13 protein-coding genes are annotated in these 16,040 nt (G+C 46.7%); 4 read left to right on the plus strand and 9 right to left on the minus strand.

All coding sequences use genetic code 11. The features are described from left to right. Positions 1 to 58: 58 nt before the first annotated feature. The 9 genes from L3V30_RS19260 to L3V30_RS19300 form a co-directional block, all read right to left on the minus strand. Complete coding sequence (locus tag L3V30_RS19260) at positions 59 to 1,390, minus strand: trypsin-like serine protease (RefSeq protein WP_237309562.1); 1,332 nt, start codon at positions 1,388 to 1,390, stop codon at positions 59 to 61. A 194-nt stretch (positions 1,391 to 1,584) separates the two neighbouring features. After that, positions 1,585 to 2,061 carry a GNAT family N-acetyltransferase gene (locus tag L3V30_RS19265; RefSeq protein WP_046874942.1) on the minus strand — a complete coding sequence of 159 codons (477 nt, stop codon included), beginning with the start codon at positions 2,059 to 2,061 and terminating at the stop codon, positions 1,585 to 1,587. Positions 2,062 to 2,251: 190 nt separating this feature from the next. Next, positions 2,252 to 4,129 carry a propionyl-CoA synthetase gene (locus L3V30_RS19270; RefSeq protein ID WP_237309564.1) on the minus strand — a complete coding sequence of 626 codons (1,878 nt, stop codon included), beginning with the start codon at positions 4,127 to 4,129 and terminating at the stop codon, positions 2,252 to 2,254. Positions 4,130 to 4,186: 57 nt separating this feature from the next. Then, positions 4,187 to 5,383, minus strand: a complete 1,197-nt coding sequence (gene prpF / locus L3V30_RS19275) for a 2-methylaconitate cis-trans isomerase PrpF (protein ID WP_237309566.1) — start codon at positions 5,381 to 5,383, stop codon at positions 4,187 to 4,189. 9 nt (positions 5,384 to 5,392) lie between these two features. After that, the gene (gene acnD, locus L3V30_RS19280; protein WP_237309567.1) at positions 5,393 to 7,984 is read right to left on the minus strand and encodes a Fe/S-dependent 2-methylisocitrate dehydratase AcnD; all 2,592 of its coding nucleotides are present in this window, start codon (positions 7,982 to 7,984) and stop codon (positions 5,393 to 5,395) included. Between the two features lie 156 nt (positions 7,985 to 8,140). Further along, positions 8,141 to 9,283, minus strand: coding sequence for a 2-methylcitrate synthase (prpC, locus tag L3V30_RS19285; RefSeq protein WP_237309569.1), 1,143 nt, complete (start codon positions 9,281 to 9,283; stop codon positions 8,141 to 8,143). Positions 9,284 to 9,414: 131 nt separating this feature from the next. Beyond that, positions 9,415 to 10,311 (minus strand): methylisocitrate lyase, encoded by an 897-nt coding sequence (gene prpB, locus L3V30_RS19290; RefSeq protein WP_005395068.1) that lies wholly within the window; start codon positions 10,309 to 10,311, stop codon positions 9,415 to 9,417. A gap of 12 nt (positions 10,312 to 10,323) precedes the next feature. Further along, complete coding sequence (locus L3V30_RS19295; protein ID WP_237309571.1) at positions 10,324 to 11,037, minus strand: GntR family transcriptional regulator; 714 nt, start codon at positions 11,035 to 11,037, stop codon at positions 10,324 to 10,326. 265 nt (positions 11,038 to 11,302) lie between these two features. Beyond that, on the minus strand, positions 11,303 to 11,701 hold the full coding sequence (locus tag L3V30_RS19300) for a GFA family protein (protein ID WP_053807462.1): 399 nt from the start codon (positions 11,699 to 11,701) through the stop codon (positions 11,303 to 11,305). A gap of 259 nt (positions 11,702 to 11,960) precedes the next feature. Between L3V30_RS19300 and L3V30_RS19305 the strand changes: the two genes are divergently transcribed. From L3V30_RS19305 to L3V30_RS19320, 4 genes are all read left to right on the plus strand, one after another. Continuing rightward, positions 11,961 to 12,932 (plus strand): tripartite tricarboxylate transporter substrate binding protein, encoded by a 972-nt coding sequence (locus tag L3V30_RS19305; RefSeq protein ID WP_005395072.1) that lies wholly within the window; start codon positions 11,961 to 11,963, stop codon positions 12,930 to 12,932. Positions 12,933 to 13,171: 239 nt separating this feature from the next. Further along, complete coding sequence (locus tag L3V30_RS19310) at positions 13,172 to 13,666, plus strand: tripartite tricarboxylate transporter TctB family protein (protein ID WP_168187800.1); 495 nt, start codon at positions 13,172 to 13,174, stop codon at positions 13,664 to 13,666. A gap of 19 nt (positions 13,667 to 13,685) precedes the next feature. Beyond that, positions 13,686 to 15,212, plus strand: a complete 1,527-nt coding sequence (locus L3V30_RS19315) for a tripartite tricarboxylate transporter permease (protein WP_005395074.1) — start codon at positions 13,686 to 13,688, stop codon at positions 15,210 to 15,212. A gap of 277 nt (positions 15,213 to 15,489) precedes the next feature. Beyond that, positions 15,490 to 16,005, plus strand: a complete 516-nt coding sequence (locus tag L3V30_RS19320) for an adenylate kinase (RefSeq protein WP_182019351.1) — start codon at positions 15,490 to 15,492, stop codon at positions 16,003 to 16,005. The last annotated feature ends 35 nt before the right edge of the window (positions 16,006 to 16,040 follow it).

Genomic DNA, 16,040 nt, shown 5'->3' on the forward strand with positions numbered 1-16,040 from the left:
AACCAAGAATGAATTCTACCTCAAGTCACCAACGAATCAGCTTTTGAATGCTTGATGGTTAGTTAGACTTGCAATGTGCGTCGCGAACTTCTTGCCAAACACCCCAAGGTCCAGAGTCTGCTGGGTTATCGCCTTGAGTCCACCACTGCGCCTGCCACACTTTGCCATTCCAAGTAACGTTATCCCCTTTGAGATACACCGTACTCGCTTGCCATTCTGCTGCGCAGTTATCTGTTGGAGGCGTTGTCACTGTTTTCGCTTGAGCCGACACTAGCGCCTGATATTGTGTGCTGGTCTTATCAACGTTGAAGTTCAAAGCAACTCTTGCTTCTCCCGCCTGAGCTGCTCCAAATTCGACATCGACACGACAACTTGCATTCATTGCTAACGTCGCCTGAGAACACTGATCATTAGCAATAACGGCAGCATCAGCAACGCCAGAAGCAAGCGCGCGAACGTTTTCTACAGTGAACGTCGTGTTACCTGAATTTTTGATAACAAAACTATGTTGCTGCAACTCGCCAACATTAAATGATGCCAATGTCTGTTCGGTGGTATACCCAACAGAAACATTCTCTTTCGGAGGTGTAGTCGTGCCAATGACACCATTAACAAAATTACGCATGGCGGCGATATCGCTATAAACACCATACATACCCGGACGAGCACAACCTATTCCCCAACTGACCACACCAAGTTGAGTAATTACGCCACCACGATTAATAACGATTGGACCACCACTATCTCCCTGACAGGAATCTATCCCGCCTTGAGGAATTCCCGCACAGAATGACACTTCTCCAACGGTTGTGTAATTGCCACCGGCTTGACGACAAGTCGTGTCCGACACGAGTGGAACGTCAACCTCTTGCAACCGAGATGGAGAGCTTCCTCCTTCAGAGGTTCTCCCTAAACCTGCGACTGTAAGCCAATCTCCGATGCTGGCGTATTGCGTTAGACTGCCATCGGCAATTTCAACCGCAGCAACACCTTGAGGTACAGAGTCTAACTTTAAGACTGCGAGATCGTGAGAAAGCGTTGCTCGGCGATATGCCGGGTGCATGTGGATTTCACTCACGTTAGCTCGAACACCGTCAGTGCCATTGTAAACGACGCCACCGATTTTAACCGCAATCTGATTCGGTGAATCACCCTCGACACAGTGAGCCGCAGTCAGGACGTAGCCATTCCCAATATAACTGGCACCACAATATGATCGGTTACCATAACGGCTAACAATTTGGGTGTAGAATCTCCACTCACTAGGATCAGCAGTGATGCCGCCTACGATCTGGGGTTGTATAGTGTGATTTTGTGTCTGTGACAAATCATCAGCACTTGCGAACATTGGCAAAACAGCCAACGCAAGTAACGATTTTGTTAGTTTCAAAATATTGTCCTCTTGTTTTTGTAAGCACGATCCTCGTGCTACTAATAAACAAGCAGACAAAAACGCCAATACCAATGTGGGCGCATATTAATTTACTAACATTGCGAGCAACTTATAGAGAAAAGTCTATTGACGAACTGAATGATTTCAATTCGCTAGAATGTGTATCACAATATTAAAATTAAGCATGGTCATTAGCTCAACGGCTTTCTTAGATAGTGAATATGGTGTGCAAACCCTTGTTTTTCATACAAAGAGATTGCACCCTGGTTAAAGTGCCATACTTCAACAAACATCTGTTTTGCACCGTAATCAGAGAACGTTGACTCAATTTTGTTAATCAATGCCTGAGCTGTGCCTTGTTTCCGAAACTCAGGTAATACATAGAGCTCATCCACACTTCCCATCATAACCGGCTGACTGACGGTAGAAACAAGTTCACAGAAATGACCAGAGATAAAACCAATAATTTCATCTCCTTGTTTTGCTACATAAACAAGGCATTCAGGATCATCAATGTATCGAGCAATACTTTTTTCTTGCTCTATCTCCTCTGCAGTTTTGAACAGCTCCGGAGATTGAAGATGATGCTCATCATGCAGCTCAAACATAAGGTCGTTGAGCGACTCAAGGTCGCTAAAACACGCAGATTTAATTACAAACGTGGTCATACAAAGGGTCACTAAAAATTGAATGGCTGTAGTTTGTGAGGAAAATGCCGTATTGGCAAGTCACAAAATTGCCTGCACGAGACGTTTACGCTATCTACAAACAAAAAAGCCCCTGCACTTAATAAGCGTACAGAGGCAGAACCAACCTACAGAGTTCGAGGATCAGGGGTTAGTTAGAATTGAGTTTTAATTAACGTTTTAACACTCGTTCAATTTCGTTCAAGCTACTTGGGTCATCAATCGTTGACGGAACGGTGTATTTTTCACCATCGGCTATTTGACGTATGGTTCGGCGCAGAATTTTACCCGAACGTGTTTTCGGTAAGCGATCCACAACCAATGCATGCTTAAAGCAGGCAACCGCACCGATCTCACTACGTACCTTGCCAACAAGCTCACCTTCAAGATCAAGCTCGTCCACTTTGACACCATCTTTAAGCACAACAAAACCAAGTGGTAACTGCCCTTTTAACTCATCGTGGATACCCACGACTGCACATTCCGCAATCGCTGGGTGGCCACCGACAATTTCTTCCATTTCGCCTGTCGATAAACGATGCCCCGCGACATTAATCACGTCATCAATACGTCCCATAATGAACAGGTAACCGTCTTCATCCAAATAGCCACCATCACCTGACACATAGTAGCCAGGGAATTGGCTGAGATAACCAGTTGCAAAACGGTCATGGTTACGCCAAACCGTTGGCAGACAACTCGGCGGCAACGGACGTTTTAATGCGACAAAACCTTGTTGGTTAGGCCCGACCGACTCTCCAAGTTCATTCAGAATCTCGACCTGATAACCCGGAATTGGCTTCGTCGAAGAACCCGCTTTAACTGGCATCATTTCAACACCTGTTGGGTTGCCCGCAATTGCCCAGCCCGTCTCGGTTTGCCACCAGTGGTCAATAACGGGTTTGTCTGCTTTGCCCTGAACCCATTCCAGTGTTGGAGGGTCAAGGCGTTCTCCTGCCATAAAGATGGTTTTCAATTTAGAGAGATCATACTGTTTTAAAAACTCACCTTCTGGGTCTTCTTTCTTGATCGCACGGAACGCTGTCGGGGCAGAGAACAACGCATCTACTTTGTATTCGTCACACACTCGCCAGAATGCGCCAGGATCCGGTGTTCGGACGGGCTTGCCTTCGAATAGGATTGTTGTGCAACCGTGAATCAGTGGCGCGTAAACAATGTAAGAGTGCCCTACTACCCAGCCAACATCAGATGCCGCCCAAAATACGCCATCTTGAGGAATGTTGTAGATTGCGCTCATAGAGTACTTCATCGCGACGGCATGGCCGCCGTTATCACGCACGACGCCTTTTGGCTTACCTGTCGTACCCGAAGTATAAAGAATGTAGAGTGGATCGGTTGCTAACACCGGAACACAACCGTGTGGCAACGCTTGGTTGTACTCTTGCTGCCAATCCAGATCTCTTTCTTGGTTTAGATCGGCTTCGCACTCAGGGCGCTGGAATACAAATACTTTCTCTGGCTTCCATCGGCTGTCCATAATGGCCTTGTCTACCATTGGCTTATATGGAATAACTTTGTTGATCTCAATCCCACACGACGCCGTCATGATGACTTTCGGCTCTGCATCTTCAATTCGTACAGCAAGTTCATTAGGTGCAAAACCACCGAATACAACGGAGTGAATCGCCCCCAAACGCGCACAGGCTAGCATCGCCATTGCGGCTTCTGGAATCATCGGCATGTAAATAACGACTCGGTCGCCTTTTTCAACGCCTTGGGCAGACAGCATGCCGGCAATTTTTGCCACTTGGTCACGCAGGTCACTATAGGTATACGTTGTTTTATTGCCGGTTACTGGTGAGTCATAAATGAGTGCCGTATTATCACCGCGTCCTTGCTCGCAATGGTAATCCAATGCTAACCAGCACGTATTCATTACACCATCTGGAAACCAACGTTCTATGCCGTTTTCATCAGATTTCAAGATAGTTTTAGGAGATTCGAACCAATCGATATTCTCCGCTTGAGCGCGCCAAAAACTCTCCGGTTCGTTTTTCGCCCATAAATATTCTTTTTCGTATGAAGACATATTGCTTCCTCCAGTATGTCCTGACATTGCTCTCGTTCTATTCAAAGACCGTTCTTTTCACTCAAAGACATCAGAGGGTACACGCACAAATCCCTCCATTAGTATTCTCGCACTTCGGCTCATGATGGCTTTTTGCACCACCCAGCCCAGCTCAGTTTGCTTCGCTTGTGCTCCAACTTTTAACGTTCCTGAGGGGTGGCCAAAAGTCACTGACTCTTTTTCACCGCCACCAGCAGCCAAGTTAACCAACGTACCCGGTACACACGCCGCTGAAGCGATAGCAACAGCTGCTGTTCCCATCATTGCATGGTGAAGTTTGCCCATCGACAACGCACGAACCAACACATCAATTTCCGACTCATTTACCGCTTTACCGCTTGAGGACTGGTAACTTTTCGGCTTGGATACAAACGCGATTTTTGGTGTGTGCTGGCGTGTTTGAGCTTCTTCAAGTTCAGAGATCAGCCCCATTTTTAATGCGCCATGTGCACGGATGGATTCGAACATCGCTAATGCTGTGTCATCGTTGTTGATATCGTCTTGCAGCTCAGTGCCCTGATATCCAATCGATTCAGCATCAATAAAAATGGTTGGTATGCCCGCGTTAATAAAGGTCGCGTTGAACGTACCCACATCCGGCACCACTAAATCATCGACTAAGTTGCCTGTTGGAAACATGCTGCCTTCGCCATCAGAAGGGTCAACGAAATCGACTTGAATCTCAGCGGCCGGAAATGTCACGCCATCAAGCTCAAACTCGCCGGTTTCTTGGACGAAACCATTAACAATTGGAACGTGAATCAAGATGGTTTTGCTGATGTTCACCTGCCAAACACGCACCGTCACAATGCCATTTTCTGGAATGCGATCTTGTGGAATCAGCCCAGCATGAATGGCGAAGGGACCAACTGCCGCAGACAAGTTGCCGCAGTTACCACTCCAATCGACGAATGGTTTGTCGATCGACACTTGTCCAAACAAGTAGTCAACATCGTGATCGTCACGGCTACTGCGTGAAACAATCACCGTTTTACTGGTACTAGAAGTGGCGCCGCCCATACCGTCTATTTGTTTAGCGTAAGGATCTGGGCTGCCGATAACTCGCAACAACAGTTTGTCACGCGCTTCACCTGCCACTTGCGCTTCTTGTGGCAAATCGTCGAGGTTGAAAAAAACACCTTTACTTGTGCCGCCACGCATGTACGTCGCCGGCACTTTGATTTGGCTCATTTGATTCGGAGTTTTGCTTTCCATAACCGCTCCTTATTGCGCCAAGAAATCTTGCGCGAAACGCTGCAAAACACCGCCTGCGTTGTACACGTGAACTTCGTCAGCGGTATCTAGGCGACAAGTAACCGGAACATCGACTTTATCGTCGTTGCTGCGTGTGATAACTAAGGCTAAATCTGCACCCGGCTTGATTTCTCCAACCACGTCGTAAAGCTCAGTACCATCCAGCTCTAGCGTATTGCGGTTAACGCCTGGCTTAAATTGCAGTGGTAGTACACCCATGCCAACCAAGTTAGTACGGTGAATACGCTCAAAGCCTTCAGCAACAATGGCTTCTACGCCTGCCAAACGAACACCTTTTGCTGCCCAGTCACGAGATGAACCCTGACCGTAATCAGCACCAGCGACTACAATCAGTGGCTGTTTACGGTTCATGTAGGTCTCAATCGCTTCCCACATGCGTACAACCTGACCTTCTGGTTCGATTCGCGCCAGAGAACCCTGAACCACTTCACCGTTCTCTTTCACCATTTCGTTAAATAGTTTCGGGTTAGCAAAGGTCGCACGTTGCGCCGTTAAGTGATCGCCACGGTGAGTCGCATAAGAGTTGAAGTCCTCTTCCGGAACGCCCATTTTGGCAAGGTATTCACCCGCAGCACTGCTCGCCATGATCGCGTTGGATGGTGACAGGTGGTCAGTCGTGATGTTGTCGCCCAGAATCGCTAATGGACGCATGCCAGACAGTGTTCTTTCACCCGCCAGCGCACCTTCCCAGTAAGGTGGACGGCGAATGTAGGTACTCATCGGACGCCAGTCGTAAAGCGGACTAGAGCTTTTCTCTGCGTCATCCAGCTTAAACATCTGAATGTAAACTTGCTTAAACTGCTCAGGTTTAACATGATTACCGACAACAGCATCGATCTCTTCGTCACTTGGCCACAAATCATTTAAGTAAATTGGTTTACCGTTTTGGTCAATACCCAGAGCATCGCGCTCGATATCAAAACGAATGGTTCCTGCTAGCGCATAAGCGACAACTAACGGTGGAGATGCTAAGAAGGCTTGTTTCGCATAAGGGTGAATTCGGCCATCGAAGTTACGGTTACCAGACAGAACGGCTGTCGCATATAAATCGCGATCAATGATCTCTTGCTGGATTTTTGGATCCAACGCGCCACTCATGCCGTTACAAGTGGTACATGCGTAACCGACGATACCAAAGCCAAGCTTTTCTAACTCTGGTAATAAGCCCGCTTCTTCCAGGTAAAGACGCGCTACCTTAGAACCCGGAGCAAAAGACGATTTCACCCAAGGTTTACGTACAAGGCCGAGCTCATTGGCTTTCTTCGCGACAAGGCCAGCAGCGACGACGTTTCTTGGGTTACTGGTATTAGTACACGATGTGATAGCAGCGATGATCACTGCGCCATCTGGCAACTCACCTTCTTTCTCTTCCCACGCACCAGAAATGCCACGCTGCGCCAACTCCGATGTTGGTAAACGGCGGTGAGGGTTTGACGGGCCGGCCATGTTACGACTTACTGATGATAAATCGAACTCAAGTACTCGCTCATAAACGGCAGTATCTAGATCGTCAGCCCAAAGACCGGTTTGTTTTGCGTATTTTTCTACTAGAGCAACTTGCTCTTCATCTCGGCCAGTTAGTTTCAAGTAGTTGATGGTCTGCTCATCGATGTAAAACATACCCGCGGTTGCACCGTATTCTGGTGTCATATTGGAGATGGTTGCACGGTCACCAATTGTTAGGTCGCGAGCACCTTCACCAAAGAATTCAAGATATGAAGAAACAACACGCTCATTACGAAGAAACTCAGTAATCGCGAGGACAATATCCGTTGCGGTAATGCCCGGTTGACGTTTACCCGTCAGTTTGACACCGACAATATCTGGTAGACGCATCATTGATGGTCGGCCAAGCATGACGGTTTCTGCTTCCAGACCACCGACACCTATCGCAATAACACCAAGAGCGTCTACGTGAGGCGTGTGACTGTCCGTACCCACACAGGTGTCTGGGTAGGCAATGCCCTGCTTTGCTTGTACCACAGGAGACATTTTTTCCAAGTTGATTTGGTGCATGATGCCATTCCCAGCTGGAATCACGCTGACGTTTTCAAACGCTGTTTTACACCACTCGATAAAGTGGAATCGGTCTTCATTACGGCGCTCTTCAATCGCGCGGTTTTTGTCGAAGGCATCAGGTTCAAAGCCCGCATGCTCAACCGCTAAAGAATGGTCAACGATCAATTGAGTCTCAACCACAGGGTTCACTTTTGCAGGATCGCCACCCTGATCCGAAATAGCATCGCGCAGACCTGCTAAATCGACTAGAGCGGTCTGACCAAGAATGTCATGACAAACAACGCGTGCTGGATACCAAGGAAAATCAAGATCACGCTTACGTTCAATTAACTGTTTTAGGCTATCCGTCAATGTGTTCGGATCACAGCGACGGACCAGTTGCTCGGCTAGCACGCGGGAGGTATAAGGGAGTTTTTCATAGGCTCCAGGAGAAATGGCATTGACGGCTTCGCGTGCATCAAAGTAATCCAGTTGAGTTCCCGGAAGCGGCTTACGATATTGGGTATTAATATTTGTGTTCATGGTTTGCTTCCATTCAGTCTGTACATCTTGCCTTCATCAACGTTTTTCCATTGCTCCAGAAACATCGTGATGAGAGGGACTCCTTCCTCTGTCAGAGAGAGGTACAAAGGAAGGAGGTGGTCAATCAAAGCGTATGTGCCCTAATTGACCTTCGCGCTAGCGATTCTCGATAGGTACCCATTCTTGATGGTCTGGGCCCGTGTAATCAGCACTTGGGCGAATAATGCGGTTATTGGCACGTTGCTCATAAACGTGTGCCGCCCAGCCCGTTAAACGACTCATCACAAAAATTGGTGTGAACAGCTTGGTTGGAATGTCCATGAAGTGGTAAGCCGATGCATGGAAGAAGTCCGCATTACAGAACAGACCTTTCTCTCGCTTCATTACTGATTCCACACGCTCAGAAACAGCATATAGATGTGTATCACCGACTTGCTGTGACAACTCTTTAGACCAGCGCTTAATCAACGCGTTACGAGGATCACTTTCGCGATAGATGGCATGGCCAAAGCCCATGATCTTGTCTTTGTTGGCCAGCATTTTCATGATGTTCGCTTCCGCCTCGTCTGGCGTTTGCCAATCTTCAATCATTTCCATCGCTGCTTCGTTTGCGCCGCCATGAAGTGGCCCACGAAGCGTACCGATTGCTGCCGTGATACAAGAATGAATGTCTGACAACGTTGATGCACAAACACGCGCTGCAAAAGTTGATGCGTTGAATTCATGTTCAGCGTAAAGGATTAAGGAACAGTGCATCACTTGCTTGTGTAGCGCTGATGGCTCTTTATCTGTAAGCAATCGCAAGAAGTAACCGCCGATGCAGTCTTCGGTTTGCTCTTCTGTATCGATACGAACGCCATCGTGACTAAAACGATACCAGTAACAGATGATAGCTGGGAAAAGGGCCAGCATACGTTCCGTCGAATGCAATTGCTCATCGAAGCTCATTTCTTGCTCTAGATTTCCTAACACAGAACAACCAGTGCGCATCACATCCATTGGATGAGCAGTAGCAGGAATAAGCTCTAACGCTTGCTTAAGCTCAGTTGGTAAGCCGCGAAGGTTTAAGAGATGTGTCTTGTACGCATCCAGTTCTTTCTGAGTTGGTAAGTGACCGCGTAACAGAAGATGTGCAACTTCTTCAAATTGAGCATTATTGGCAAGGTCAGTAATATCGTAACCGCGATAAGTCAGACCGGTCCCCGTTTTTCCGACAGTACATAAAGCTGTGCTTCCAGCGCTTTGACCGCGTAGGCCTGCACCACCTAACTCTGCTTTCTTTTCTGCAGTTTGAGACATTGTTTGAACTCCTTTTCTGTCTGGCTTTGCCCTCTTTGGAGCGTTTTTTAGCCAGACGAATTTCACGTTATTGAATTAGATAAATTCCGATTATCTTTTCTTGGGCTTCCGTCTATCTTTTCTTTTCCCCGCTATTTCCCTTCAGAGAATAGCTGGTCAAGTTTGTCTTCGTAATCGTGGTAGTTCAGGTGCTGATACAACTCTTTGCGTGTTTGCATTGAATCAACCAAAGCTTCCTGATTGCCCACTTCTAGCAAATGCTTATAAACCGTTTCAGCGGCTTTGTTCATGGCTCGGAACGCACTTAACGGGTAAAGCACCATATCGACTTTCGCTTTTGCAAGCTCGTCGCAGCCGTACAGTGGCGTTGCGCCGAACTCGGTAATGTTCGCCAGAATAGGAACGTGCTTTCCAGTTGCTTGCTCAAGTGCGTTTGAGAACTGAAGGTACTGATCCAGCTTGGTCATCGCTTCTGGGAAGATCATGTCTGCGCCAGCTTCCACACACGCAATCGCACGCTCAATTGCACTGTCCATACCTTCAACAGCTAGCGCGTCTGTACGAGCCATAATCACGAAGCTTTCATCATTGCGTGCGTCAACCGCAGCTTTTACGCGATCAACCATCTCTTGCTGGCTGACTATTGCTTTGTTCGGACGATGCCCACAACGTTTCTGTGCGACTTGGTCTTCCATATGAACTGCAGCAGCACCCGCCTTTTCCATTGCTTTGATCGTGCGAGCAATATTAAATGCGCCTCCAAAACCGGTGTCGATGTCGACCAATAGCGGTAAATCACACGCGTTAGTGATGCGATCAACATCGACCAGTACGTCGTTCAATGTTGTAATACCGAGATCCGGCAGTCCGTATGACGCGTTTGCAATACCGCCGCCAGACAAATAAATCGCTTGATGCCCCAAGTTTTTCGCCATCATGGCGCAGTAAGGGTTAATGGTGCCGACAATTTGCAGCGGATTGTTTTGTTCAATGGCGAGTCTGAACTTCGCTCCCGGTGTTAAGCTCATGACGAATTCCTTCTAGTCTTTGTCTAAACTTTCTGTATGTATAATTTGCGATTGGATGAGCTTTCGACTTCCTGAGATGTGTCTTCTCATCAGCATTTCTGCAAGCTCTTCATCGCGATTGCGAATGGCTTCCAGAATGAATTTGTGTTCAGTCAGCGCTTCGTTTGGACGAGATTGCGCGCGCGGTGACTGATAGCGGTACATGCGTAACAAGTGGTAAAGCTCGTCGCACAGCAGAGAAATCAGCTTGCTGTTTCGGCTTGCTTGGATGATGCGATAGTGAAAATCAAAATCTCCATGCTGATGGAAGTAAGAGGCTCCCTCCACTTGATCAATGTGCTTAGAATGTGTCGACAATAGCATTTCCAAGCTCAAGAGCTCTTCTTGCGTAATATGTCGCGCTGCTAACCTTGCCGCCATACCTTCTAGCGCTTCGCGAACCGCATAGAGTTCTATCAGCTTTTCTGGAGAAAAAGTGGTCACTCTAGCCCCGACATGAGGAATACGTTCAATGAGCCCTAGCCCCTCTAAACGCATTAATGCTTCACGCAAAGGGCCCCGGCTGACTTGATATTTCTTCGCCAGTTCAGGCTCCGAGATTTTATGACCAGGCTTAACATCGCCATTCACAATGACTTCAATCAGTGTTTCTGTCAGTGTTTCTGACTTGGTGTGTTCTTTCTCAGAACCCAGTACTTTATAACGAGCTTTCAACTCAGAGTTCATACTCAGATACTCACGTTACCGACATCAAAATGTCTACAATTTCTTAACCTGAATATAAAGTAGTCGATCAAAGTGTCGACAATCAAGTAAATTGTCGACAATTTAGACTAAGGTCGTAATTTAAATCGACGAAAATCGTCTATTACGGGCTTAATGGAGGGATAATTGCGAAGGAAAAAATAAATTGTCGACACCCAAACACCTCTTAACATCATGATATAAAAGAAAAACAATTAAGCTGTCGAACAATTAAGGATACAAAAGGCTATTCTTTAGGTGAAAATTGCTCAAAAACTTGCTGCGATGTCATCTTTTGTGAGGTGGGATTGAGGTCATAATACGCGGGCTTTTCATCGGTAAAGATCTCTAATGAGAGTTTGAAATCTGGATTGTCGAACAAACCAGCGGAGAGAATGTACTCGCCTGTCGGTAACAAATGATAGAAAAGGTTTGTGCCGCATTCGCCACAAAAACCTCTCACCGCCCAGTCAGACGATTGATAACGCTTTGGCTCGGCCCCCTTAAACGTTACGTTAGGACCACAATGCACAGCATGGAGTGCTCCACTCGACCATTTTCGACACATCGAGCAGTGGCATAGACTCACTTCATTCTTAGCATCTGCGATCACTTCAATAGCGCCGCACAAACATGTCCCTTTCATTCTCTGTTTCCTTATTCGTTTGATGTCATTCCATTATGACGCAATTGTTAGCACGCACGCGTGATGTGCAACCAATTTTTCAGCGTGAACTTTATGAACAAAATACCCATTATGCTCAATATTCTCTTTATCGACGTTTTAAAGACATCGATTTAACACTTAATTAACCTTTGATACATCAGCATCCAGTTCGAGTTAAAGGCTGAAACAAAAATAAGACTCATCAAAAAATAGAGTCACCAACATAAGGAACGTGAACATGTTAAAGGTAATCAAACCAACGCTCGCCGCATCGATCATCGCAGCTTCATTTTCATTTAACGCTTTTGCTGCTGATGTAGAAAAAATGCATTTCTTGATCCCTGGAGGTGCCGGTGGCGGCTGGGACATGACCGCACGAGGTACAGGTGATGTGCTACTCAAATCAGACATCGTTGAGACGGTATCTTTCCAAAACCTTTCTGGTGGCGGCGGCGGTAAAGCCATTGCGCACTTGATTGAAACGGCAGATCGCCAAGAAGATACGCTGATGGTGAATTCAACACCGATCGTCGTTCGCTCTCTAACAGGTATTTTCCCTCAATCCTTTAGAGATCTCACTCCCGTTGCAGCCACCATTGCGGATTACGGTGCCATCGTAGCCTCTGTTGATTCGCCATACAATTCTTGGGAAGACGTAGTAAAAGCATTTGAATCTAACCCTCGCAAAGTGAAAATTGCGGGTGGCTCTGCTCGTGGCTCGATGGACCACCTCGTCGTTGCCGCCGCATTTAAAGGCGAAGGATTTGATGCGCGTAAAGTTCGTTACATCGCTTACGATGCGGGCGGTAAAGCCATGGCAGCCCTTCTTTCAGGCGAAACTCAACTGCTCTCTACGGGCCTAGGTGAAGTACTGGAGATGTCAAAATCTGGTCAAGTCAAAGTGCTAGCGGTAACTGCACCAAAACGCCTAGAGGCCGCACCAAACATCCCTACGCTAACAGAATATGGTAACGAAACTGTCTTCGCTAACTGGCGTGGATTCTTTGCTGCACCAGGTACTAGCCAAGAAAAGCTGGATGAATGGAATGCAGCATTTACCAAAATGTACAACACTGACGAATGGCAAGTCGTCCGTGACCGCAATGGTTGGATAGACAACTACAAAGCGGACAAAGCGTTCTTCGCGTTCCTTGAAGAGCAAGAGCAGCAAATGGGTGACTTAATGCGCGAGTTAGGCTTCCTAAAGTAACAGTCGAACTGGGTCCCTCAGATTCCAACCTCACCCAATAACGTGGGGTTGGTATTTCCCCAACTGTATTTGCACTCTAAGTTTCACCGTATATGGATATTGTCGACAATCGGCATGCACACTCCTTTGTTTATATACCCAAAGCAGCTCGACTAGCAGCGAAATGCTTAATTGTTAATGGTTTAGTTTATTCATTAACGTCCATATGCGGTCTTTTTTATTTTTGTTAGGAGTTGAATATGCCTCGTTCAACCAACTTTTTCACCAAAGAATATTTGCTCTGTCGTGACCGTGTCGGCGCAATGATCTTTCTACTCTTCTGTCTTTGCTACGGTTATCAAACCTCGCAAATTCCATTGTTCCCTGGTGATGAATACGAACCGTTCACCGCACGTACTTTGCCAACCATCCTGACTTACGTTGGTGCTGGCCTTTCTCTGTTGTTACTGGCAACAGGACAACCAGATAAACAAAGTGGCGCGGTGCTGACCTTTAATTGGAAGTTGCTGATCGCTTTCTTGGTTTTGATGGCGCTTTACGGCGTGGGCCTGACTTACCTAGGTTTTGTTATAGCTACTGGCTTCTTTTTATTGGCTGGCTTTTATCTGCTGGGGGAAAGACGTAAACCCGTTCTGTTCGGCGCGTCGTTTCCATTCGTGATCGCGTTCTATTTATTACTCACTCAAGGTTTGGACATCTACCTCGAACCGGGTTTGATTTTCACCATCTGGTAGTCAAAGAAAGGACTGAATTATGTTAGATGGAATTCTACAAGGTTTATCCACTGCAGTAATGCCAATGAACATCATGATGGTGATCGTTGGTTGTTTCGTCGGTACATTTATCGGCATGTTACCTGGGCTTGGGCCGATCTCAGCCATTGCTTTGATGATCCCAATTACTTATGGCCTAGAGCCCTCTTCTGGCCTTATTTTGATGGCGGGTGTTTATTACGGTGCGGTATTTGGTGGTTCTACATCGTCAATTTTGATCAACGCGCCGGGTTGTTCTTCAACCGTGGTGACAGCATTCGACGGCTACCCGATGGCTCAAAAAGGCCAAGCAGGTAAAGCATTAGCTTTGGCAGCTTATTCTTCTTTCACTGGCGGTACGCTATCTGCCATTATGTTGCTTGTCGCAGCACCAGCATTGGCTAGCGTTTCACTTAGCTTCCAATCGTCAGACTATTTTGCGTTGATGCTACTTGGGTTATCAGCAGTCGCGGCTTTTGCGGGGAAAGGTCAGGTCATCAAAGCGTGGATGATGACCATTCTTGGTTTGATGCTATCTACAGTTGGTATCGATAAAGGCGTAGGCGTTGAACGCTTTACCTTCGGTTTAACGGATTTAATGGATGGCTTTAGCTTCTTGTTGCTTGCAATGGCGACATTCGCACTGGGTGAGACGCTGATGGGCATTCTTAAACCATCAAAAGACACCAGCGATGAAGAACAGGAAAAGCTGAGTAACATTGGCTCAATGAAAGTGACCAAGGACGAAATCAAAGATGTTGCGCCTGTTTCAATTCGCTCTTCAATATTAGGTTTCTTCACTGGCGTTCTTCCTGGCGCAGGAGCAACCATTGCGGCTTTTTTAAGCTATGGCATGGAGCGCAACCTCGCACCTAAAGAGAAAAAGGAAGAGTTCGGTAAAGGCAGTATCCGTGGTTTGGTCGCGCCAGAATCAGCGAACAATGCAGCCTCTAGTGGTTCATTTGTACCGCTGCTAACGCTTGGCATTCCGGGTTCTGGTACAACAGCAATAATGCTCGGTGCGCTGATCGCTTATGGTATTCAACCTGGTCCTCGCCTGTTTGTTGAGCACCCAGACGTGTTCTGGTCGGTGATCATTTCCATGTACTTCGGCAACATCGTACTCGTGATCCTGAACTTACCGTTGATTCCGTACATCTCAAAGCTTTTGGCGGTGCCTAGAACGGTACTTCTGCCGATGATTTTATTCTTCTCAATCACCGGAGTTTATTTGGTCTCATTCAATACCATGGATGTGTTCGTGATGCTGATTGTCGCTATGGCTGCCATTGCACTTCGACTCGCTAACTTCCCACTTGCGCCTTTATTGCTGGGTTTCATCCTTGGGGGATTAATGGAAGAGAACTTACGCCGCGCATTAATGATTTCAGACGGCGAATTGAGTTTCCTATGGGAGCGCCCTATTACCCTTACCTTTACTGTTTTAGCCGTATTGGTACTGGCAAGTCCACTAATCGTAAAGCTGATTCAAAAGTTTAAAGCACAGCCAGTGAGCGTTGAGCAGTAATAGCTGTCTCTTTCAACCTAGACAAAGCCATCCATCGCGATGGCTTTTCTTTCTCCTATCAAATCGTTCACTTATTAAGCAAAACAATATTGACAAGTCATCGCCTATATATAAGAGTAGTTGCATGAATACACACTTAGCGCAACTTAACCAACGAATTATCATCATTCCATAGGAATGGTGGGATATTTGATGCGCTCAATATTTATCGAACCCACCCATAGCGGTGGGTTTTCTGTCTCTACCGTATGGGAAATACTCTCTTGGAGGCGGTCACATGCAAAAAGTAGCGGTTTTTGGTAAGCCCGGCAGCGGAAAATCGACGATAAGTAAAGCAATCGCGTCTGCTACCGATCTCCCTCTTCATCAATTAGATTCCATAGTCTATAAACCAAACGGTGAGCCCGTTGAGCGTAACGTTTTTGATGAGGCACATAGCAATATACTTCACTCAGATCGTTGGATTATAGATGGTCTGGGGCCTATCAGCTCCTTTAATGCTCGTTTAGATGCAGCCGATACTCTCGTTTATATTGATCTACCATACTCCGTAAGCTATTGGTTTGTGACGAAACGTCTCCTTAAAGGACTATTTATTAAACCCGAAGGGTGGCCTGATGGCAGTTCGGTATTTAAAGGGACATTACAAAGCTACAAAGTTCTTCAGCAATGCCCTGCATTCTGGAATGATGACTTCATGTCTCGTCTCGAAGGGTACTCTCAAAGTAAAACCGTTCATGTCATCAAAAACGTCACAGAACTGAACAATTTTGTTTTAGAGCGGGTAAAGTAAACTTCATATCAGAACACTAGAGCATGTGGGATGGG

The sequence above is a fragment of the Vibrio sp. A1-1 genome (assembly GCF_021728175.1).
Classification (GTDB): domain Bacteria; phylum Pseudomonadota; class Gammaproteobacteria; order Enterobacterales; family Vibrionaceae; genus Vibrio; species Vibrio diabolicus.

Excerpts from the sequence above, each read along its gene's own strand:
- L3V30_RS19315 (WP_005395074.1), top strand. The coding sequence starts at position 13,686 with ATGTTAGATGGAATTCTACAAGGTTTATCCACTGCAGTAATGCCAATG.
- L3V30_RS19300 (WP_053807462.1), bottom strand. The coding sequence starts at position 11,701 with ATGAAAGGGACATGTTTGTGCGGCGCTATTGAAGTGATCGCAGATGCT.
- L3V30_RS19305 (WP_005395072.1), top strand. The coding sequence starts at position 11,961 with ATGTTAAAGGTAATCAAACCAACGCTCGCCGCATCGATCATCGCAGCT.
- L3V30_RS19265 (WP_046874942.1), bottom strand. The coding sequence starts at position 2,061 with ATGACCACGTTTGTAATTAAATCTGCGTGTTTTAGCGACCTTGAGTCG.
- L3V30_RS19320 (WP_182019351.1), top strand. The coding sequence starts at position 15,490 with ATGCAAAAAGTAGCGGTTTTTGGTAAGCCCGGCAGCGGAAAATCGACG.
- prpF (WP_237309566.1), bottom strand. The coding sequence starts at position 5,383 with ATGGAAAGCAAAACTCCGAATCAAATGAGCCAAATCAAAGTGCCGGCG.
- L3V30_RS19310 (WP_168187800.1), top strand. The coding sequence starts at position 13,172 with ATGCCTCGTTCAACCAACTTTTTCACCAAAGAATATTTGCTCTGTCGT.
- prpB (WP_005395068.1), bottom strand. The coding sequence starts at position 10,311 with ATGAGCTTAACACCGGGAGCGAAGTTCAGACTCGCCATTGAACAAAAC.
- prpC (WP_237309569.1), bottom strand. The coding sequence starts at position 9,283 with ATGTCTCAAACTGCAGAAAAGAAAGCAGAGTTAGGTGGTGCAGGCCTA.
- L3V30_RS19270 (WP_237309564.1), bottom strand. The coding sequence starts at position 4,129 with ATGTCTTCATACGAAAAAGAATATTTATGGGCGAAAAACGAACCGGAG.
- acnD (WP_237309567.1), bottom strand. The coding sequence starts at position 7,984 with ATGAACACAAATATTAATACCCAATATCGTAAGCCGCTTCCGGGAACT.
- L3V30_RS19295 (WP_237309571.1), bottom strand. The coding sequence starts at position 11,037 with ATGAACTCTGAGTTGAAAGCTCGTTATAAAGTACTGGGTTCTGAGAAA.